The organism is Asticcacaulis solisilvae (assembly GCF_052327315.1).
Taxonomy (GTDB): domain Bacteria; phylum Pseudomonadota; class Alphaproteobacteria; order Caulobacterales; family Caulobacteraceae; genus Asticcacaulis; species Asticcacaulis solisilvae_B.
Window position 1 is genome coordinate 3,167,501 of sequence record NZ_CP166196.1, and the last position, 20,158, is coordinate 3,187,658.

Annotated in this window: 18 protein-coding genes (1 of these 18 only partly in view); 10 read left to right on the forward strand and 8 right to left on the reverse strand. The window is 62.2% G+C overall.

Annotation, left to right across the window (positions count from 1 at the left end; genetic code table 11):
- On the reverse strand, positions 1-563 hold the 5' portion of the coding sequence (locus AB8717_RS15020) for a CPBP family intramembrane glutamic endopeptidase (protein WP_443748129.1). It extends 385 nt beyond the left edge of the window; only the first 563 of its 948 coding nucleotides appear in the window; the start codon lies at positions 561-563; its stop codon lies off the left edge, out of view.
- Between the two features lie 35 nt (positions 564-598).
- Complete coding sequence (locus tag AB8717_RS15025) at positions 599-1,549, reverse strand: lysostaphin resistance A-like protein (protein ID WP_443748130.1); 951 nt, start codon at positions 1,547-1,549, stop codon at positions 599-601.
- A gap of 272 nt (positions 1,550-1,821) precedes the next feature.
- Between AB8717_RS15025 and AB8717_RS15030 the strand changes: the two genes are divergently transcribed.
- Positions 1,822-2,241: a hypothetical protein gene (locus AB8717_RS15030; protein WP_443748131.1), complete on the forward strand. Its 420-nt coding sequence runs from the start codon at positions 1,822-1,824 to the stop codon at positions 2,239-2,241.
- On the opposite strand, the gene AB8717_RS15035 is transcribed toward AB8717_RS15030, so the two are convergent.
- Both AB8717_RS15035 and AB8717_RS15040 read right to left on the reverse strand, forming a co-directional pair.
- On the reverse strand, positions 2,238-2,729 hold the full coding sequence (locus AB8717_RS15035; RefSeq protein ID WP_443748132.1) for a DUF2199 domain-containing protein: 492 nt from the start codon (positions 2,727-2,729) through the stop codon (positions 2,238-2,240). The genes AB8717_RS15030 and AB8717_RS15035 overlap by 4 nt on opposite strands.
- 1 nt (position 2,730) lies before the next feature.
- Positions 2,731-3,543, reverse strand: coding sequence for an RNA methyltransferase (locus AB8717_RS15040; RefSeq protein WP_443748133.1), 813 nt, complete (start codon positions 3,541-3,543; stop codon positions 2,731-2,733).
- A 108-nt stretch (positions 3,544-3,651) separates the two neighbouring features.
- On the opposite strand from AB8717_RS15040, the gene AB8717_RS15045 reads away from it, so the two are divergent.
- The gene (locus AB8717_RS15045; protein WP_443748134.1) at positions 3,652-4,110 is read left to right on the forward strand and encodes an SRPBCC domain-containing protein; all 459 of its coding nucleotides are present in this window, start codon (positions 3,652-3,654) and stop codon (positions 4,108-4,110) included.
- Positions 4,107-4,424: an ArsR/SmtB family transcription factor gene (locus AB8717_RS15050; protein ID WP_443748135.1), complete on the forward strand. Its 318-nt coding sequence runs from the start codon at positions 4,107-4,109 to the stop codon at positions 4,422-4,424. Before AB8717_RS15045 ends, AB8717_RS15050 begins: the two co-directional genes overlap by 4 nt.
- 2 nt (positions 4,425-4,426) lie before the next feature.
- Here AB8717_RS15050 and AB8717_RS15055 read toward each other — a convergent pair whose 3' ends face one another.
- Positions 4,427-5,053 carry a DUF4328 domain-containing protein gene (locus tag AB8717_RS15055; RefSeq protein ID WP_443748136.1) on the reverse strand — a complete coding sequence of 209 codons (627 nt, stop codon included), beginning with the start codon at positions 5,051-5,053 and terminating at the stop codon, positions 4,427-4,429.
- A gap of 169 nt (positions 5,054-5,222) precedes the next feature.
- Between AB8717_RS15055 and AB8717_RS15060 the strand changes: the two genes are divergently transcribed.
- From AB8717_RS15060 to AB8717_RS15080, 5 genes are all read left to right on the forward strand, one after another.
- Entirely contained in the window at positions 5,223-6,437 is a 1,215-nt protein-coding gene (locus AB8717_RS15060; RefSeq protein ID WP_443748137.1) for an NADP-dependent isocitrate dehydrogenase, read from the forward strand.
- A gap of 278 nt (positions 6,438-6,715) precedes the next feature.
- The gene (locus AB8717_RS15065) at positions 6,716-7,780 is read left to right on the forward strand and encodes a zinc-binding metallopeptidase family protein (RefSeq protein WP_443748138.1); all 1,065 of its coding nucleotides are present in this window, start codon (positions 6,716-6,718) and stop codon (positions 7,778-7,780) included.
- 82 nt (positions 7,781-7,862) lie between these two features.
- A complete protein-coding gene (locus tag AB8717_RS15070; RefSeq protein WP_443748139.1) occupies positions 7,863-8,936 on the forward strand; it encodes an SGNH/GDSL hydrolase family protein in 1,074 nt (357 codons plus the stop codon).
- A 98-nt stretch (positions 8,937-9,034) separates the two neighbouring features.
- The gene (locus AB8717_RS15075) at positions 9,035-9,685 is read left to right on the forward strand and encodes a DUF2939 domain-containing protein (protein ID WP_443748140.1); all 651 of its coding nucleotides are present in this window, start codon (positions 9,035-9,037) and stop codon (positions 9,683-9,685) included.
- Between the two features lie 39 nt (positions 9,686-9,724).
- A complete protein-coding gene (locus AB8717_RS15080; RefSeq protein ID WP_443748141.1) occupies positions 9,725-10,651 on the forward strand; it encodes an AEC family transporter in 927 nt (308 codons plus the stop codon).
- Positions 10,652-10,683: 32 nt separating this feature from the next.
- Here the strand turns inward: AB8717_RS15080 and alaS are convergent, their stop codons facing one another.
- Both alaS and recA read right to left on the reverse strand, forming a co-directional pair.
- The gene (alaS, locus tag AB8717_RS15085) at positions 10,684-13,329 is read right to left on the reverse strand and encodes an alanine--tRNA ligase (protein WP_443748142.1); all 2,646 of its coding nucleotides are present in this window, start codon (positions 13,327-13,329) and stop codon (positions 10,684-10,686) included.
- 225 nt (positions 13,330-13,554) lie between these two features.
- The gene (gene recA, locus AB8717_RS15090; RefSeq protein WP_443748143.1) at positions 13,555-14,637 is read right to left on the reverse strand and encodes a recombinase RecA; all 1,083 of its coding nucleotides are present in this window, start codon (positions 14,635-14,637) and stop codon (positions 13,555-13,557) included.
- 272 nt (positions 14,638-14,909) lie between these two features.
- On the opposite strand from recA, the gene AB8717_RS15095 reads away from it, so the two are divergent.
- Positions 14,910-16,526, forward strand: a complete 1,617-nt coding sequence (locus AB8717_RS15095; RefSeq protein ID WP_443748144.1) for a hypothetical protein — start codon at positions 14,910-14,912, stop codon at positions 16,524-16,526.
- Positions 16,527-16,628: 102 nt separating this feature from the next.
- Complete coding sequence (locus AB8717_RS15100) at positions 16,629-17,969, forward strand: gluconate:H+ symporter (protein WP_443748145.1); 1,341 nt, start codon at positions 16,629-16,631, stop codon at positions 17,967-17,969.
- A 56-nt stretch (positions 17,970-18,025) separates the two neighbouring features.
- On the opposite strand, the gene AB8717_RS15105 is transcribed toward AB8717_RS15100, so the two are convergent.
- Positions 18,026-20,092, reverse strand: coding sequence for a serine hydrolase domain-containing protein (locus AB8717_RS15105; protein ID WP_443748146.1), 2,067 nt, complete (start codon positions 20,090-20,092; stop codon positions 18,026-18,028).
- Between the last annotated feature and the right edge of the window lie 66 nt (positions 20,093-20,158).

Consider the following 20,158-nt stretch of genomic DNA (forward strand, 5'->3'; position numbering starts at 1 on the left):
AGGGCGTGCAGGACCGAGAAGACGACCGTATTGGCGACAATGCCCCAGACAATGCCATGGCGGGAACTGACGACCTGCATGAGATAGCCGCGGGTTGCCACCTCCTCGGCGCCGCCCTGGACCATGAAACCGCCCAGCAGCACTATTACGGGCGCGAACGCCGCCAGGCCGGGCTGCCCCCAGAAGCCGGCACTTTCCATACGATAGCCGCCCAGCGCCCAGATCGTGCCGACCACCGCGACCAGGAATCCGCCGCCGATCGCCAGACCACGCAGGTATCGCAAGAGCGCCGGCCCGGAAAAGCCGATCGTCGCCGGCCCCCGGCGCTCGAAAGCCCACAGCCACAGAAAGAAGACGCCATATATGAAGATGAAGCCATAGAGCTGATAGGCATCCGCGCGCCAGTCGACGCCGGTCTGCAACGGGATGTGCAAGACCAGGGCGCAGATCGCCACCGGAAAGGTCGCCAGGACAATGAAGACGACGGTCAGCGGTATCGCGGCTGCCGTCCAGGTTCTGCGATGCCGGACGTCACGCGGGGCATAGAGTTCGAAGCCAGACATTACGTCCTCCTCCAGCTTAAGCCCGAAAAGCGGGATCAGTGATCGACGATTTCGTCGTCGTCGCGCGACGGCCGCACGGCCTTGAGACGCTCACCGCCCTTCGGAAAGCGCATCTGCGACAATAGCAGACCCGCAGCCGCCAGCGTAAACAGCAGGCTTCCGTCGGGGCCTATACCGCCGCCGCTCAGCCAGGACGGCGCATCGCCATTGGTCGAGAGCGCCAGCAGGCCCGGCGTTACGCTGAGATGGCCGCCGTCGATATTCAGCCCAAGCGCCCAGCCCATGGCCAGGTTCCAGCCGGCGTGCAGCCCGGCGGCCGTCCACAGGCTGCCTGTGCGGATGGCGATCAGGCTCAAGGCCGCGCTCATCAATGCCAGATTGATAGCCGCGATCAGCGATTCCGGCGACGACAGGGCATTGAGGCCCGCCTGGATGACCAGGGCGGCGGCGACGTTGAAGATAACCGCTATCCCCCTGCCCCATCGCGCCGCCACGGTATCGAGCATCCAGCCGCGATACAGCGCCTCGGTCGCGGTCGCCTGGATGGCCGTGCCGACAAAGCTCAATACCGTGGCGATCACCCATGTCGAGGTGAAGTGACCGGTCCAGGCGCCCGGGCCATCGATCTGATAGGCGCCGGCAAGCACGCCGGCCGCCGCCACGGCAAAGACAAGGAGCGCGCCGATACCGGCGCCGCGCAGGAACGGGCCGCGGCTGCGGCCATAAAGGCCGATGCCGGCAACGCTGCCGCGCTCGTAATAGCGCAGCCACAGCCACAAAACGCCTGCAACAGGCAAGGACGCGAACAACGCCGCGATATTGTCGGTCCACCGGCCGTTGCCCATGGTGACCATGAACCCCAGCGGCTGGGCGATCTGGCCCGACAACCAGACGCCGGCATAGACGAACAGCCAGACCAGCGGAATGGTCAGCGGCGGCCAGGTTCGCCTGTATGCATTCGATGGATAGATGCCGTCGCCAGCCATGCCTTCCCCTTTGTACCGCAACAGTTTCCATAGTCGGCCGGCGCTGGCAAGAGCACACGGGCTTGACCGGAGGCGAATACAGCCATAATTTTTACGCATGATGACGACACGCGCCCTCCAGCAACAGCAAAGCCGCAAGCCTGCGGCTACGGGGCTGCGTGCGCGAAAGGCATGGCGAGAGTAGGCACATCCCTCTTTCGCTCTTTTCCGCAACCCCGCCCGGCCGGCGGGGTTTTTCCTTGCCGACGGGCCTCTTTTTACCGGAGCCCTCAATGACCACCGACATCGATATCGAACGCATCGCCCATGGCGTGATCGAACGACGCCTGCCCAAGGCCGAATGGACGCATGAAGCGCATTTCGCTGCCGCGCTATGGCTGTTGCGTCATCGCCGCGACGTGCCCGCGATCATGCCGGGCTTGATCCGCGCCTATAACGAGTCCGTCGGCACGATGAACACCGACACCACCGGCTATCACGAGACCATTACCCAGGCGTCTCTGCGCGCGGCGCGACATATATTGGATGACTTCGATGCCGATGCGCCGCTGCCCGTCGTGCTGAGCGCACTGATGGCGTCGGACTTCGGACGGTCGGACTGGCTGCTCAGCTACTGGACGCGCGAGCGGCTGTTTACGCCCGAAGCGCGGCGCGGCTGGGTGGAGCCGGATCGTCGACCCTTGCCATTTTAATCGAGAAGGCTGTGCACGATCTCATGCCAGCGCTCGACAGATATTCCGTTGCTTTGATCTATCGCTAACGGGTGGTCGTCCTGCGTTACACGAAAGAGCGGGACTAGGCCCGGTTCCCGCTGCGTCACCGAAAGGGGCAAGTTTTCCGTGTTCTCGTAAATCGGGATTCGCGAAGACAACCAGCCGAAATAAGGTGGGTCATTCACTCGATCTACATCTGTCCAGCGGTCACATACGCGCAGAAAACTCTTCTCACTCAGAGACGTCCAGACCGCGAAACACAGATCTTCTGTGTAGTCGATAATTGGAATGACAACGTGGCCGCGTTGGAAAAAGTGCTTTTCATCGATGACGCATTGGTCCTTCGTCAAGTCAACACGTTCGGCGAACTGATCCTCAGGTACAAAAAAGCGCCACGGTGCTTCGGCGCCGAAGCACGTCGGCAAATCATTGTGAACTGTCCCGCAAATACGGCAAGTCCAGTCCATGCTACAAATCTCCCCCCTCGTCCTTCATCTGCGCCATCTTGGCCAGGACGCGGCCGCGCCCCTTGGTCAGCGCCGTGACGACGCCGCGCCAGGTGCGGATTTCCTGTTCGGTCATCTGCGCGCGGTTCAGAACGACGCGAAGGTTGCGCACCATCGACTCCTTCTTTTCCGGCGGAAAGAAGAAGCCGGCCTTTTCGAGCTCGTCCTCAAGGTGGCCGTAAAGACCGTGCAGGAATTTCAGGTCGGCCGGCACGTCCATATTCTGCGTAAAGGCGGCCTTCGGCGCGTCCATGACCTGCAGCCGCCATTCGTAGAGCACGATATTGACCGCCTGAGCCAGGTTCAGCGAATGAAAGTGCGGATCGACGGGAATGGTTACGATGGCGTGGCTGAGCGCGATATCCGACGTCTCCAGCCCCGCACGCTCGGCGCCGAACAGAAGCCCGGTCGGCAGATGCTGCTGGGCGGACACATAGGCATCGGCGGCGCACTGGCGCGGCGTGATGACCGGCAATTGCGTCTCACGCGGGCGCGCCGTCGTGGCATAGACAGTCTTCAGGTCGGCGACGGCTTCCGCCACCGTCGGAAAGACCCTGGCGCCGTCGAGCGGCCAGTTGGCGCCCGATGAGGTCGCCCAGGCGCGGTCCTGCGGCCAACCGTCGCGCGGCGCAACCAGACGCAGTTCCTGCAGGCCGAAGTTGGCCATGACGCGGGCGACCGAGCCGATATTGTCGGCCAGTTGCGGGCGGTCGAGGATAACGCACGGCAAGGTCAGATTGGGATCGAGCGGGGGCGTGGCACGGGCTTCTTTCATAGGGCGGCTTATAAGAGCGCTTTTTCGCCATGAATAGTGAAGTTTTCACTTGACCATTTCATCGCAAAAGAATACTGAAGTTAAAACTTCACTTTCGGAGAAACCGCAATGACCACCGTCCACGCCACTTTCAAAATCGAAAAGACCTACCCTCACCCCGTCGCCAGGGTATTCGCCGCCTTTGCCGATACCGCCACCAAGCAGCGCTGGTACGGGCATCGCGGCCCGCAGGACGGCGCGGCCTACGACAACGACTTCCGCGTCGGAGGGCTGGAGCATTCCCGTTCGGTCATGGGCGATCAGACGCCCTTTCCCGGCGCCATTCTGTCGAGTCAGGCCCTCTATCTCGACATCATCGAGAACCGCCGCATCGTGACGGGCTCGAACATGATGATGAACGGCAAGCCCTTTTCCGGGTCGTTGCTGACCTTCGAGTTCGAGGAAGATGGCGAAGGCACGCGTCTGGTCTGTACGCATAACGGCGCGTTTTTCGAAAATTCCGACGGGCCGGACATGCGTGAGCATGGCTGGAACACCCTGCTCGACCGGCTGGGAGACACGCTTTGAACGAACTCGACGCCGCGCGCGTCTTCCAGGCGCTGGGAGACGCGACGCGGCGCGACATGGTCGAGCGGCTGACCGAGGCGCCGATGTCGGTGTCGGCCCTGGCTGCGCCCTATGACATGACGTTGACGGCTGTCGGCCAGCACCTGGCGATCCTTGAGGCTGCCGGACTGGTCACCACGGAAAAGCAGGGCCGCGTGCGCGTTTGCAAGGCGGATGCGCGCGGCCTTGCCGTTTTACAGGCCTGGCTGTCCGACCGGCGCTCGCCCATGGAGCAAAGGCTCGATCGCCTGGGCGACATCCTGGGCGAGGACTGACGTCAGAAGACGGCTTCGACGCCTTGATAGATCCTCGCTTTGGCCTGCCAGCCGGCGATGCGCGAATAGATGACCAGGGCAAAGGTCTGCTGGACGGCAATTACAAGCAGCATGGCCGCGGCCAGTCCCTTGGACGGCGTGCCGGAATCCATACGGCTGACTGTCACGGCCACGGTCATCAGAATGTCCAGGATCACCAATCCCCACCAGACCGAAGTGATCACCGGCCGGCCGAGCTTCACGCCGCCGACGGGTTGGCGGTTGGCATTGTAGAGCTCGGACACCACGATATACGGTTGAACCAGACTGGCAAACGGAACGAAGAACCATCCCACCGCCCAGCCCGGTGAAATGGACGGTTTCGGTGTCGAGATGGCGTGGGTGTTCTTGCTGATCCTGTAGATCCAGAAGCTCTGGACGATCAGCACGCCCCACGGCCAGACATTCACGCTGGCCAGGATCGCCTGATAGGTTTCGAAAATGCCCGGCGGCAGGATAAGCTGCTGCGACATCGAATAGACGATGGCCATTCCGACAATAAGCGCCGTCACAACCTGATAGGCCAGAGCGCCCTGCAGCAAAATCGTCAGAATGGGCGCGCGTTTGAAATCAGATGCCTTCGTCGCCATGAATTGTCCCCCTTGATCCCGCCCCGACTATCGCCGCGATGGTCTTCCCTGGCAACCGGAAACTCGCCTATTTGCGCTCGCCCTCAATTCGTCTATAGGGGGCGCGTTCGCGGCGGGTCGTTCCCTGTGCGTCTTCCCGCCAGCGCTGGCTTTTGAAGAGGATTTCCCTATGGCCAAAATCAAGGTGGCAAACCCGGTCGTCGACATCGACGGCGACGAAATGACCCGCATCATCTGGCAACTGATCAAGGACAAGCTGATCCATCCCTATCTCGACATCGATCTCCAGTATTTCGACCTAGGTATGGAACACCGCGACGCCACCGACGACCAGGTGACGATCGATGCGGCCAACGCCATCAAGGCCTGCGGCGTCGGCGTCAAGTGCGCCACCATCACGCCGGACGAAGCCCGCGTGAAGGAATTCAATCTCAAGAAGATGTGGAAGTCACCGAACGGCACCATCCGCAACATCCTGGGCGGCGTCGTGTTCCGTGAGCCGATCATCTGCAAGAATGTCCCGCGCCTGGTTCCCGGCTGGACCCAGCCGATCGTCGTCGGCCGTCACGCCTTCGGCGACCAGTACAAGGCCACCGACTTCCTGATCCCCGGCAAGGGCCGCCTGACGATCAAGTTCGAAGGCGAAGACGGCCAGGTCATCGAGCACGAAGTGTTCCAGTTCCCGGGTTCGGGCGTCGCCATGGGCATGTACAACCTCGACGAATCGATCCGCGACTTCGCGCACGCTTCGTTCGCCTACGGCCTGGCGCGCAACTATCCGGTCTACCTGTCGACCAAGAACACGATCCTCAAGGCCTATGACGGCCGCTTCAAGGACATCTTCGCCGAAGTCTTCGAGGCCGAATACGCCGACAAGTTCAAGGCCGCCGGCCTGGTCTACGAACACCGCCTGATCGACGACATGGTCGCCTCGGCGCTGAAGTGGTCGGGCGGCTTCGTCTGGGCCTGCAAGAACTACGACGGCGACGTCCAGTCGGACACGGTCGCGCAAGGCTACGGCTCGCTCGGCCTGATGACCTCGGCGCTCGTCACGCCGGACGGCAAGATCATGGAAGCCGAAGCGGCGCACGGCACCGTCACGCGCCACTACCGCCAGCACCAGAAGGGCGAAGCGACCTCGACCAACTCGATCGCCTCGATCTTCGCCTGGACTCAAGGCCTGAAGCACCGCGCCAAGCTCGACGACAATGCCGAGCTGCTGCGCTTTGCCGAAACGCTTGAAAAGGTCTGCGTCGACACCGTCGAAGCCGGCTTCATGACCAAGGACCTGGCCCTGCTGGTCGGCGACAAGCAAAGCTGGCTGACGACCGAAGGCTTCCTGGACAAGGTTTCGGAAAACCTGACCAAGGCTATGGCTTCGTAAGCCCGCGTTTTTCGTAATTCCAACGGCAATAATGATTGCCGTTGACAAGCGCGACTGCGCGCCCGAGGCTATGCGCTCAAGGAGCGAAGCGTTAGCGCTTCGCTATGGGCGAGGAGCCATGCGGCGCTTGAGCTGAAAAATAAGAAAAGCCGCCGGCATTCCCGGCGGCTTTTTTATTGTGGTAACGGCCTCTTTATGCCGCAGTATCCATAGCCGCATCGCCTCTGCGGCGCCGCAACCTTAGTTTCCAGTCTCATTTCGAAACCGGGCGATAGATCATGCGACTGTTCCGCTGCGACAATTGCGGCAATGCCATCCATTTCGAGAACCGGTCCTGCCTGAGTTGCGGCTTCCGGCTGGGCTTTGCGCCGGACGCGCTCAGCATGCACGCGGTCAAGCCATGCGACGACGGCATGCGCTGGTCGCGCGTCGAAAACCCCGGGTACAAGTACCGTTTCTGTCCGAACGCCGCCTGGGACATCTGCAACTGGCTGATTCCGGATCATGAGCCGGAAGAGTATTGCATCGCCTGCCGCTATAACCGGTGGGTGCCGGATCCGGAAACCGCCGACGGCCTCAGGCGCTGGCGTGTCATTTCCGATGCCCAGCGCCATCTCTTCTATTCGTTCCTGCGTTGGGATTTGCCGCGCCCGACGCGGAAAGACGACCCCGAAGGCGGATTGCTGTTCGACCTCAAGGACGACGAAATCCTGCCCGACGGCACCACCAAGCCCGTGCTGATCGGTCATAATGAAGGCGAGATCGTCATTCGCACCGCCGAAGCCGACGATCCGACGCGCGAACAGCAGCGCGACATGATGAACGAGCCCTATCGCACGGTCCTCGGCCACTTCCGCCACGAGACCGGCCATTTCATCTGGAACAAGATGGTCCGCGACGCCGGCAAGACCGGCAGCTTTCGCGCTGTCTTCGGCGACGAAAGCCAGGATTATGGCCAGGCGTTGCAGCATCATTACGAGCAGGGGCCACCGCCGGGCTGGGGATCATCCTACATCAGTTATTACGCCACGACTCATCCGTGGGAGGACTTCGCCGAATGCTTCGCCCACGTTTTACACATTGTGGATTCGCTTGAAACCGCTCACATTTTCGGTTTTGCCCTGGCGCCGCGCAGTCACGGCGAAATGGCGGCACAGGTCAATTTTGATCCATACACTGTCCAGGATTTCGACCGAATCGCCGAGGTATGGATTCCGTTGTCTCTTGCGTTAAACGCCATCCACCACTCGATGGGCGAACGCGACCTCTATCCTTTCATCCTGACGCCGGCGATCCAGGCCAAGCTGAAATATGTCCATAGCCTGATTACCGGACAAATCTGACGCGCTTGACGGCACGCCGTCGAGCGGTCAGCTTGTGACAAAGCCCGAAAAGGGACGGATCAAGGGAGAAGGCGGCGTGGCGATGAAATCGATTACGGCAACTGCGATTCTGTGGATGTTGGCGGGCACGGCGTCAGCCGATACGCGCCTCGATATGGCGATCGGCGGCCAGACCCTGGCGGAATCGACAGGCGCGCACACCGAATGGCGCTATCAATGGCCCGCCATCTATTTCGAGAGCCGCTTCAAGGGGCCGGAGGTCACGCTTGATCTCGACGATTCCAGCAATACCTTCAACGTGCTGATCGACGGCAAGATGTTCATGCAACTGGATCGACCCGGGACGCGGCGGATAACCCTCAACGATCTCGGCGCCGGCAGCCATACGATTCGCCTCGAGAAGCGCTCCGAGACCCAGTACGCCACCGGCGCCTTCCGCGGCTTCTTCGTGCCGGCGAAGGCCGACGCCCTGCCCGCCCCGGCCTATCCCCGTGAAATCGAGGTCATCGGCGATTCGGCCACCGTCGGCTACGGCAATACCTCGGCCTTCACGAAATGCTCGGTGGAAGACATCTTCGCGACGACAGACAGCCAGCAGGGCCCTGTCGTGCTCTCGGCGAAGCATTTCGGCGCCGCCTATCGTATCAACGCCTTCTCAGGACTGGGCATGGTCCGTAATTACGACGGCCATGAGCATCCGAAATACCATATGCCCATGCTCTATCCCCGCGCCGTGTTTGACGACGCGCGCGCCGATTCGTCGCCCTGGGCGCCGCAAATCATCGCCGTCGCCATCGGCGGCAACGATTTCTCGACCGACCTGCATGCCGACGAGCCGTGGAAGACGCGCGCCGATCTGCTGAAGGACTATACCGAGACCTATGTCCGCTTCGTCAAAACGGTGCGGCAGAAGAACCCCAAGGCCTTCCTGCTGATCGTCGGACCGTCGCCCGACCGTAAGGAATATGCCGACGCGGTCATTGGCGTGTTCGATGCGCTGAAGGCCTCCGGCGAAACGCGGATCGACCACCTTACCCTGCCGAAGACCGACAATATGGGCTGCAACAGCCATCCCAATACGCACGACGATGCAAAGGTCGCCCAGATGTATATCGACTACATCGAATCGCATCCGGATCTTTGGCAAAGGCACTAGACTTCAAAGCCACAGATCACGAAGTTTGTTATCGGCGGGGCGACAAGCGCCGTTAACCATGATAAGACACCCGCCAAGGTTCATTCCGGGGGTTGATCGTGTCACGGATATTCGGCGTCATTCTCGTCATCGTTCTGCTGGCCGCAGCCGGTCTGTTCTATGCGTCGCCGATGATCGCCTTCTATGACATCCGCAGCGCCGCCAAGAGCGAGGACATCCAGTCGCTGTCCAAGCTGATCGACTTTGATGCCACACGCACCAGCGTGAAAACCCAGCTCGACGCCGGCGACCAGGGCGTTGCCGCCCCTGCCCCATCGCCGCTGACCGATCCGGTCGGCGCCACCGGCAACGCCGTGAAAAACCTCGGCACATCCATCGGCAAGGCGTGGAACGACCTGACGCATCCGCAACCAGCCGCCAAACCCGCGCCGCCGCTGACGGCTGACGATTACCTCAAGCCACGCGCCCTGCTGGCCCTGACCTATGGCGCGGGCAAGGATGCCGCCACCGTAGATCCTGACAAATTCACCGCCAAGCCGCCTGCGCCCAAGGTTGCCTTCTTCAGCCTGGAGCATACGCGCCTGACGGTAAAGGATGCGGATCGCGGCACGACGACCTTTACGTTCGAGCGCCATGGCCTGATTCACTGGCAGCTGGTCCATATCGGCTTCCCGAAGCCCGGCGAAATAGAGGCCGAAAAGGCCGCCGCCGCCGCGTCGTCCGCCTCGGCATCGGCCGCGGCCCAATAAGACTTTGCCCGCTGCATTCGGCGGTATAATAACCGCTTCATGTTAGACACTCTCGTCCGCGTCCTTGTCTTCTTCGGTTTTATCGGCCTGGGCGTCGCCCTGGTCCGCTTCAAACGCCTGAACGCGCAAGGGCTCGATGGCTTGAGTGCCTACTTCTACTGGCTGGGCTTTCCCGCCTGGCTGATGGTCAGCTTTTCCAGGCTTTCGCGATTCGACGGCCAGACGGCGATGACGCTGCTGGTCTATATCGCCGCCATGCTGACCGGCGCGCTTGTCATTGCGCTAATCGTTCGTCTGTGCCGCCAGCCCCAGGCCAATGCGGTCGGCGCCGGCATGGCCAGCCTGATCAACAATTCCGCCTTCCTGGGTATTCCGATCGCGCTCAGCCTGTTCGGCCCGGAAGCCGGCCGAATCGGGCCTTTGGTCGTCGCCGCGGATTTCCTGGTGTTGTTCAGCACGGCGTGCGCAGCCCTGGCCAAGGCGTCCGGCCAGACCTTTTTAAAAGCCATGCTCAATACGGCGCGCAATCCAACCGTGATCGGCGCTTTGACCGGCGTCGTCCTGATGATTCTGGGCCTGCGGTTTCCGCCCCCGGTCGAAAACGCGCTCGACCTGCTTGGCCGTTCAGGTCCGCCCGTAGCCCTGGTTGCCCTGGGCGGCATGCTGGGCCTGATGGAGCCGCGCTTCCTGATTCGCGCCGATATCACCAGCGGGCTCGCCATCGTCGGCAAGATTTTGCTGGCACCCGCGTTGGTGGCGATCGCGCTCGGCTTCCTGCATCTGGCGCCGGAAACCTACAAGGTCTGTGTCTTCCTGAGCGCCACGCCAACCGCCGTCAGCGTCTTCATCCAGACCAAAATGTATGGCACCTGGTTCGAAGGCGCGGCCAAGACGGTTGCGCAGGGCACAACGCTCAGCGTGTTGACCCTGTCGGCCCTGGCCGTCATCCTGACGCATCTGACGTAAAAAAGGCGCCGGGGTTACCGGCGCCTTGTCTTTTAAGCCTGGAGCGCCTGGCGGACCGCATCGAGCCCGGCTTCGGCCTTGGTATCATCCGGCGCGCCGCCCTGCGCGAAGTCCGGCTTGCCGCCGGCACCCTGCCCGCCCATGGCGATCACCGCGGCCCGGGCCAGTTCAGCGGCGTTGAAACGCCCGGTCAGGTCGGGCGTCACCGCGACGGTAACCGCCGCCTTGCCGTCGAGCTTGCCGACCAGGGCGACGATGCCGCTGCCGACCTGCTTCTTGAAATCTTCGGCGAGCGGACGCAGGTCCTTGCCGCCGACACCGTCCAACACGCGCGCCATGACCTTGACACCGTTGATGTCTTCGGGACCGGCAGCCGCACCGCCGCCACCGCCGACGGCCAGGGCGCGCTTGGCTTCGGACAGCTCCTTTTCCAGGCGCTTGCGGTCGTTGATCAGCGCTTCGACGCGGGCTTCGACCTGCGCCACCGGCACCTTGAACTGCGCCGCCAGGGTTTCGGCGACATTGGCCTCATCCAGCAGGTACTGACGCGCCGCCTCGCCGGTCAGCGCCTCGATACGGCGGATGCCGGTACCCAGCCCGCCTTCGGACACGATCTTGAACAGGGCGATATCGCCGGTGCGCGCCACGTGGGTGCCGCCGCACAGTTCGACCGAGTAACGTTCTTCGCCATGCAGACCTTGGCCCAGCGTCAGGACACGCACTTCGTCGCCGTACTTTTCGCCGAACAGGGCAATGGCGCCAGCGTCGATGGCCGCTTGGGGCGCCATTGATTCGGTGCGCGCCTCAGCATTCTGGCGAATGACGGCATTCACTTCCGCTTCGATGCGCGCGATTTCATCAGCCGACAGCGGGCCGCCGTGGCTGAAGTCGAAGCGCATGCGTTCGGCATCGACCAGTTGGCCTTTCTGCGCCACATGCGGGCCAAGCACATTGCGCAGCGCGGCGTGCACCAGGTGCGCCGCCGAATGGTTCGAGCGCGTCGTGGTGCGCTTGCCGGCATCGACCTGAAGTTCGGCCTTGTCGCCGACGCGCACGCGGCCTTCGGTCAGTTCGACGCGATGGACGTACAACTCGCCGGCCTGCTTTTGCGTATCGAGGATCCGGCCCTTGCCATGGGCGAAATCGACTGTGCCGGTATCGCCGGCCTGGCCGCCGCTTTCAGCATAGAAGGGCGTCTTGTCGAAGACGATTTCGACCGTATCGCCGGCTTCGGCGTCTTCGACGCTTGCGCCGTCGCGCACCATGACCTTGACATGGCCTTGCGCCGACAAATGATCGTAGCCGACGAATTCCGAAGCGCCGACAGCGTCACGGATCGAGAACCATTCGGCAGCCGCGGCCTTTTCGCCGGAGCCCGCCCAGTTCTGCTTACCCATCGCCTTCTGCTCTTCCATGGCAGCGTCATAGGCGGGCACATCGACGCTCAGTCCCTTGCCGCGCACTGCGTCCTGAGTCAGATCAAGCGGGAAGCCGTAGGTGTCGTAGAGTTTAAACGCCGTCCTGCCGTCAAGAACGTCACCCGACTTGAGATCACGCGTCGCTTCGTCGAGCAGTGTCATGCCGCGGCCGAGCGTGGTGCGGAAGCGCTCTTCCTCCTGGCGCAGCGTCTCGACGATCGTAGCCTCGGCGCGCTTTAGCTCGCCATAGTGGTCGCCCATTTCAGCAACCAGGGCCGGCACCAGGCGGTGCATCAACGGTTCCTTCGCACCCAGCAGGTAGGCGTGACGCATGGCGCGGCGCATGATACGGCGCAGGACATAGCCCCGGCCCAGGTTCGACGGCGTCACGCCGTCGGCGATCAGGAAGCTGGTCGAACGCAGATGGTCGGCGATGACGCGGTGCGACGGCAGGGCGTCGCCTTCGGCGGCCACACCGGTCGCTTCGACACTGGCGCCGATCAACGCCTTGAACAGGTCGATGTCGTAATTGTTGTGCACGCCCTGCAGCACGGCGGCGACGCGTTCCAGGCCCATGCCGGTATCGATCGACGGCTTCGGCAGGTTGAGGCGCGTGCCGTCTTCCTGCTGGTCGAACTGCATGAAGACCAGGTTCCAGATTTCGACGAAGCGATCGCCGTCCTCTTCGGGGGCGCCCGGAGGGCCGCCCCAGATATGGTCGCCGTGGTCGTAGAAGATTTCGGTGCACGGGCCGCACGGGCCGGTATCGCCCATCGACCAGAAGTTATCGCTGCCGGCAATGCGGGCGATCTTGGATTCCGGCAGGCCGGCGATCTTCTTCCACAGACCGAAGGCTTCGTCGTCGTCGACATAGACCGTCGCCATCAGGCGGTTCTTGTCGAGGCCGTAGGTCTCGGTGATCAGCTTCCAGGCAAATTCGATCGCGTCGGCCTTGAAATAGTCGCCGAACGAGAAGTTGCCGAGCATTTCGAAGAAGGTGTGGTGGCGAGCCGTATAGCCGACATTGTCGAGGTCGTTGTGCTTGCCACCGGCGCGCACGACCTTCTGCGAGGTGGTGGCGCGCTTGTACGGGCGTGTTTCAGCGCCGGTGAAGACGTTCTTGAATTGCACCATGCCGGCATTGGTGAACATCAGCGTCGGATCGTTCTGCGGAACGAGCGGCGACGAAGACACCACCTCATGGCCTTCGGCCGCAAAGTAATCGAGGAAGGTCTGACGTATCTGGTTCAACGACGGCATGGTGGACTGACCGCTCCGGCAAGTGTGACCGGACATGCAATTCCGGCAAAAGTGACATGCCTATATAGCCATGATGGCTCAAGCGCAAAGCTCTTTGCGCAAGCCAGTCCATTTGCTCCATCCGTAGAACAAAAAAGCGCCCCCTGTTGCCAGGGAGCGCTTTATCAGACCGAACGGTAAAGGGTTTGGGCACTACCGCCCGGCCCGAATTCCTTATCCGATGCCTTACAAGGACTCGTCGCCCTCGTTGGCGTCGGCTTCCGGCGTGCCCAGCAGTTCTTCCGACAAGGCGACCGACTTGTTGCGGATACCCTTTTCGATCTCGGCGCACATGTCCGGATTGGCCTTGAGGAAGTCGCGTGCATTGTCGCGGCCCTGGCCGATACGCGTCGAGTTGAACGAGTACCAGGAGCCCGACTTTTCGACGAGGCCGGCCTTGACGCCGAGATCGATGATTTCACCGATCTTCGAAATGCCATGGCCGTACAGGATGTCGAATTCGACTTCGCGGAACGGCGGGGCGATCTTGTTCTTGACGACCTTGACCTTAACGTTGTTGCCGATGACTTCGTCACGCACCTTGATCGAGCCGGTGCGGCGGATGTCGAGGCGAACCGAGGCGTAGAATTTCAGCGCGTTGCCGCCCGTCGTTGTTTCCGGCGAGCCGTACATGACGCCGATCTTCATGCGGATCTGGTTGATGAAGATGACGATGCACTTCGACTTGGAGATCGAACCCGTCAGCTTGCGCAGGGCTTGCGACATCAAACGCGCCTGAAGACCCGGCAGGCTGTCACCCATGTCGCCTTCGATTTCGGCACGCGGAGTCAACGCGGCCACCGAGTCGACGACGACGATATCGACGGCGCCCGAACGGACCAGCGTATCGGTGATTTCCAGCGCCTGTTCGCCGTTGTCCGGCTGCGAGACCAGCAGGTCGTCGAGATTGACGCCCAGCTTCTGCGCATAGACCGGGTCGAGCGCGTGTTCGGCGTCGACGAAGGCCGCGGTGCCTCCCGCCTTCTGGATTTCAGCGACCGTATGCAGGGCCAGGGTCGTCTTGCCCGACGATTCCGGACCGTAGATTTCAATGACGCGGCCCTTGGGCAGGCCGCCGATGCCCAGCGCCATGTCTAGGCCCAGCGAGCCGGTCGAAATCGACTCGATCTGCTCGACGACGCCATTGGCGCCCAGTTTCATCACCGAGCCCTTGCCGAAGGCGCGATCGATCTGCGCCAGAGCGGCTTCGAGCGCGCGTTGCTTTTCCGTTTCGTTCTTACCCACGAGTTTCAACATTGCCTGAGACATAAAACCAAACCTTCCTATGTCAGATTCCCTCGCCCGAGGGCCAGTTCGTTCTGCGATGTGTCTTCAATTTATCGACAAAACCTGTGTACTCTTTTTGTTCCATGTTCGCAAGATGTTCTCATTAAATATTTCACCGGCCGGAACGCCGCGAAAGCGCCCAGCACCATCCTTTTGAATTTTCGTGGCTTTTCATTTTGACACAGTGCGCGACAAACTGTGACTTGCGGGATATACCCGCTATATAGTCCTTATCGGCATCGAAAGGACGGCGCATGATATCCCGAGCACGCCTGATCGGCAGCCTGACCCGCATCGAAAGCCGGATCAACCGCCCCCTTGTCTTCGCAGCGGCTGTCGTCGCGGTGATGGCCCTGACCGCGCTGTTCGGCATCCTGTTCGGCTATATCAGCGTCGATTCGTGGTACTACATGCTGCTGGCCCAGACCTTCCGGCACGGCCAGGGCTTCCGCCTGCACGGCGAATACCTGGCCGTATATCCAGCCGGATATCCGATGATTCTGGGGCTGACCGCGCCCAATACCGATTTTTCCACCCTGGTCGTCAGCAGCAAGATCGCCAACCTGCTCCTGCTGTCCGGCAGCTTTTTCATGCTGTGGAAGGCATCGAAGAATCCTTTGATGGCGGCCGTCTGCGTGCTCAATCCCGTCGTCCTGCTGATCGGGCTCTATACCTGGTCGGAAAACCTGCTCTTTTTCTGCTTTTCCGGCGCGCTTTTCGCCATAACGCGGCTGTCGGCGCGCAACGACTGGAAGAATCACGTCCTGCTCGGCGTCTTTTTGGTGCTGGGCTGCCTCGCGCGATATGTCTTCGCGCCCTTTGCCCTTATCCTGTGGCTGTCGACCTGGATCGCCTTCGACCGCAAGACCGCCATCCGCGCCCTGCCGGCCTTTGCCGTTACCGGCCTGCTGTTCGTCGCCTATCACGAGTTCAACCGCGAAACGACGGGCTTCGGCACCGGCATGCCACGCGTGCCGGCGCCGGAAAGCTTCTACCTGATCTGCGCCGATTTCGTGCAGGCCTTTGCCGGTATCGCCATATGGGTTGTGGCCGCCCTCGTCATCCTGATCGTCCTCGGCTGGCGGCAGATACGTTTTTCGCCGCCCGACCGGAAAGACTCCGCCGCCACCTTCCTGTTGCTGGCCGGCGCTGGCTTCCTGGCGCTGGCCTTCATACTGCGCGCCCGCACCCTGTTCGACCCCTTCGGCACGCGCACCATCGGGTACGGTATTTCGCTGATGGCCGCGGGCCTGGCCGGTCTTTACGTCCACCTGAAACGCAACCGTGCCCTGCCCGTCGCCGCCATCCTGGTTTCCGGCGTCTTTTCAGCCGTCTATGCCGACGGCACCGCCATTCCCGACTCGATCACACGCCTGATGCGCCATGACTACGCATTGCCGGCGGCCGGCGTCACGGCTATGCGCTCCAGGGCGCCGGCCGCCGACATGATGGTCTTCTTCCAGTTGCCGCCCCCCGACGGCCGAATGGGGGTCATGGATACGGTCGAAGAGATCAATTACGGGCCGCAGACCCCCGTGCTCAGCCCACACGGAGGCCCGGACCTCCAGCCGCAGTCTGCCGCCGACTTCATCCGCCAGGTCATGCCGTTCGCCCATAAGCGTTGCTATTTCGACTTCTCGGGCTTTGCCGACGCCTCGGAGGTAAAGGACTATATCGGCGCCCAGACCCTGGTCGATCAGAGCTTCTCGCTGATCCCCGGCAAGACGCGGAGCCGCTACGTCGACAACTATGCCCCCAGCGTCCGGGCCTATATCACCGCCATCGCCCAGCCCGGAAAGATCGTGCCGTGCGCCGATATCCTGGCCCTGCCACAGACCCAGGCGGCGTTGACCGCCGCGCCCGGCAGGTGAGCCCCATTGCCGTTGTAATCGTTCTCGCCTAGTGTCGGCGGCATAAGCGGCAAAGACCGTGGGGAAAAGGACGCGTGCGCGCGCCTGAGGGAGAACGAGCATATGACACCGGTCCTCAACGACCCGAACTGGGCGCTGTTCTGCGTCGCAGCCGCGGTTATCGTCCTTATCGTGCTGATCGCCTGGCTGAAGATCCAGCCGCTGATCGCCTTCGTCGTCGTGTCGATCGGCGCCGCCCTGGCCCTGCACATGCCGCTCGACGGCGTCATGAAGTCGATCGAAAAAGGCGTCGGCGACATGACCGGGTCGCTGGCCATATTGCTGGCGCTGGGCGCCATGTTCGGCAAGCTGATCGCCGACTCCGGCGCGGCGCAGCGCATCGCCAGGTCGTTGATTTCCCTGTTCGGCGCCAACCGGATGAGCATTGCCCTGACACTGACCGGCTTTATCGTCGGCATCCCGCTGTTCTACAATGTCGGCTTCGTGCTGCTGGTGCCGCTGATCTTTTCGCTGATGCGCCAGTCCGGCAAACCCCTGGTATGGCTGGCCATTCCCTTGATGTGCGGCCTTTCGATCGCCCACGGTTTCCTGCCGCCGCATCCCTCGCCCACGGCTATCGTGCCTATGTTCCACGCCGATCTCGGCCTGACCCTGATCTACGGCCTGATCGTCGGGATACCGACGCTTCTGGTCGCAGGCCCGCTGTTCGCCATGACCGTCAAGGGCATCAAGGCCAATCCGCCGGAACTGTTCGTCGCCGTGCAGAAGTCCGATGCCGAACTGCCAGGCGCCTTCAACAGCTTCCTGACGGCGCTGCTGCCGGTCATCCTGCTGGCCGGCACGACCATCGTCACCATGTCGGGTTGGGTGCCCAAGCCCTATGCCCCGCTGATGGCCTTCCTCAGCAATCCCAGCATTGTCATGCTGGCGGCGCTGATCATCGCGTGCGTGACACTGGGCCTGGCGCGCGGCGCCAATTTCCGCGGCCTGATGGAAAACTCAGGCTCCGCCCTGAGAGAAATTGCCCCCATACTGCTGATCATCGCCGGTGCCGGCGCACTGAAACAGGTGCTGGTCGATTCCGGCGTCAGCGCGCTGCTCGGCACCATGCTGGCGGTCCTGCCCGTGCCGCCGCTGGTGCTGGGCTGGATGATGGCCGGCATTATCCGCGTCTCGCTGGGTTCGGCCACCGTCGCCGGCCTGACGGCGGCAGGTCTGGTGGCGCCGCTGGTCGCCGCCACGGGCGTCAACCCGAACCTCATGGTCCTGGCGATCGGCGCCGGCAGCCTGATGTTCAGCCACGTCAACGATTCCGGCTTCTGGATGTTCAAGGAATATTTCGGCCTGTCGATCAAGGACACCCTGCGGTCATGGACCCTGATGGAGGGTCTGGTCGGCATCTTCGGCCTGATCTTCGTTCTGATCCTGTCGCACTTCGTATAACAAAAGGGCCGCAACGCGATTATCCGTTGCGGCCCGTAACGCGTGCGTCTTCCCGCCTATTTCTTCGGCTTGAGCGATCCGTAATAGGCGTCGTCGAGGACGTTTCTGGCGCCCTTGCCCGACTCCGTCCCGCCGACAATGTTCGAATTCATGAACAGGATGCCGATGACGCCCGGCCCATAGACAGCGACCGAGGTGCTGATCTGGTCGCAATTATTGCCGTTGGAATCGCAGTTTGCACTCCAGCCGCCATTCTTCTCCGACTCGAGATAGCCGCCCGGCCCGGAATTGAAGGGTGTATCGAAGCCCAGTTGCGCCGTTTTCATCGTCTGGAACAGGTCCTTGGTCGGCGTCTTGGCCAGGATCTTGCCGTCGCCAGCATTGAGGCTCTTCATCACCTTGGCCATGTCCTCGACCGTCAGATACCAGCCGGCGGCGCCGCAGATCGAGATATTGTCGCCGAAGTCGTAGCCCGGACGATTGACCGGATTGAGATAGGCGTAGGCATAGATGGCGTTGCCGCCAGGCGGGGAACAGCTGACATTCGCCGCACCGACCGGATCGAAGACTTTCTGCTGCACCAGCTTGACGTATTCCTGCGCCAGGATCGGCCCCTTGATCAGCGGCAGGGCGACAGGCTCCTGCAGCCCCGCCAGTTTCGGCAGGATCAGGCGCAGGATGGCGAAGTTATAGTTGCTGTAGCAGAAGGTATGGTCCTTGGGATTGATCGGGTTGGCTACGTTTTTCGCCTTGGCGTTCTGGCAGGTCTGTCCCCCGTTCGGATCGACCGACTGGGTATAGAAGCTCTGCAGCGCGCCATAGGTCTGGTCGATATTGCCGTAGTCCTTGATGCCGCTGGTCTGCGACAGCAACTGGCGGAAGGTGATCGCCTTGACCGTGCTGCCAGGGTTCCATTCGGACGGCAGGAACGGACCGATCGGCGTATTCAGCCCCTTCGGCAGCATGGCCCGCTTTTCATCGAGCAAGCGGACGGTCGCGATGGCGGTCACCAGCTTGCTGACGCTGGCCACCGTGATCTTGGTCGAAGGCTCGAAGATATAGTCGGCGTCGTTGGCTTTGGTGCGCGCCTTGCCGCCACTGCCGAATTTGGCGTCGCGCCCGACGAAGTAGGCATAGCCGACCACATTGCCGGACAGCGATTTGTCGATCGCCTTGGCGAAATCGCAGGCCACGATGCATTGCGTAGCGTCGCAGATCGGCAGGCTGGGCTGGTCGAAGCCATTGGCCTCTTTCAGCAGGGCCTCCTTGTGCTCGCCGATCGGCGTCTCGGCCTGCGGCCCGCGCCAGTCCATGACGACATGGAATTCGACGCCGCAATGCTGGTCATAGTCGCGATACCATTGCGCATACTGCGCATCCTCCGGCGTCTGCGAGGTCGGCGGCATCAGGATGGCGTTCATGTGCACGCTGACGGTCTGCGATGCGCCGGGCGCCAGGGCCGGAATCGCCACCTTCTGGCTGTCCTGGCGCATCAGCTGGTTCTGGTCGTTGAGCCCCAGCCACATAGGGTCGGTCTTGACCTTGCCGGGATTGCTGACGCGCAGGGTCACGGTGCCGCCGGCGAAATGCAGCTGCGTCCCCTGCACCACGCCGATCTTTTCGTCATAATTGGTGATGACGGCGGTCGGGAAGACGGCCGACGGGCCGAAGGTCACGGGCTTGGGCGGCGGCCCGGCCGGTGTTTCGGTGATGGTGACCGTGGCGGGCGCGCCGAGGGCGGCATTGCCGGCATTATGCGGCTGGATGGAGATGACGAAGGTCAGGGTCTTGGCCGTCGACGCCTTGAGGAAGGTATTGGCGGCGATCGAAAACCGCGTGAGATGGCCGACTGCCGGCGCCGGGGTGACCTCGCCGCTGGCCAGCACCGTACCGGGCGCGGCCTGGTCGACCACCTGCCAGTGCGCGCCTGTCGCCGCGGCCTGGTCGTTGGTCCATTGCAGGGTCAGGGCCTGCGGGGCCTCGACCGTCAGGGTCTGGGGGAAGGACTGGAATTCGCCGCTGCCCTGGACGAAAACAAGGGAAGGAAAGGCCTGGGCCGCCGCGGCGCCCAGGCCGCAGACAAGCACGATAAAAAGCGCCGCAAGGCGTGAAATGCGCGTCATGGGAAATCCTTTGCGTTCTGCCCGGATCAAATTCGTAAGAAAACGCGTACGCACGATGATTGACAG

Bases quoted from the DNA above. Each gene is read 5' to 3' on its own strand.
- AB8717_RS15070 (WP_443748139.1), top strand. From the start codon at position 7,863: ATGAAATCGATTACGGCAACTGCGATTCTGTGGATGTTGGCGGGCACG.
- AB8717_RS15105 (WP_443748146.1), bottom strand. From the start codon at position 20,092: ATGACGCGCATTTCACGCCTTGCGGCGCTTTTTATCGTGCTTGTCTGC.
- alaS (WP_443748142.1), bottom strand. From the start codon at position 13,329: ATGCCGTCGTTGAACCAGATACGTCAGACCTTCCTCGATTACTTTGCG.
- AB8717_RS15030 (WP_443748131.1), top strand. From the start codon at position 1,822: ATGACCACCGACATCGATATCGAACGCATCGCCCATGGCGTGATCGAA.
- AB8717_RS15040 (WP_443748133.1), bottom strand. From the start codon at position 3,543: ATGAAAGAAGCCCGTGCCACGCCCCCGCTCGATCCCAATCTGACCTTG.
- AB8717_RS15045 (WP_443748134.1), top strand. From the start codon at position 3,652: ATGACCACCGTCCACGCCACTTTCAAAATCGAAAAGACCTACCCTCAC.
- recA (WP_443748143.1), bottom strand. From the start codon at position 14,637: ATGTCTCAGGCAATGTTGAAACTCGTGGGTAAGAACGAAACGGAAAAG.
- AB8717_RS15060 (WP_443748137.1), top strand. From the start codon at position 5,223: ATGGCCAAAATCAAGGTGGCAAACCCGGTCGTCGACATCGACGGCGAC.
- AB8717_RS15035 (WP_443748132.1), bottom strand. From the start codon at position 2,729: ATGGACTGGACTTGCCGTATTTGCGGGACAGTTCACAATGATTTGCCG.
- AB8717_RS15100 (WP_443748145.1), top strand. From the start codon at position 16,629: ATGACACCGGTCCTCAACGACCCGAACTGGGCGCTGTTCTGCGTCGCA.
- AB8717_RS15025 (WP_443748130.1), bottom strand. From the start codon at position 1,549: ATGGCTGGCGACGGCATCTATCCATCGAATGCATACAGGCGAACCTGG.
- AB8717_RS15095 (WP_443748144.1), top strand. From the start codon at position 14,910: ATGATATCCCGAGCACGCCTGATCGGCAGCCTGACCCGCATCGAAAGC.
- AB8717_RS15055 (WP_443748136.1), bottom strand. From the start codon at position 5,053: ATGGCGACGAAGGCATCTGATTTCAAACGCGCGCCCATTCTGACGATT.
- AB8717_RS15080 (WP_443748141.1), top strand. From the start codon at position 9,725: ATGTTAGACACTCTCGTCCGCGTCCTTGTCTTCTTCGGTTTTATCGGC.
- AB8717_RS15065 (WP_443748138.1), top strand. From the start codon at position 6,716: ATGCGACTGTTCCGCTGCGACAATTGCGGCAATGCCATCCATTTCGAG.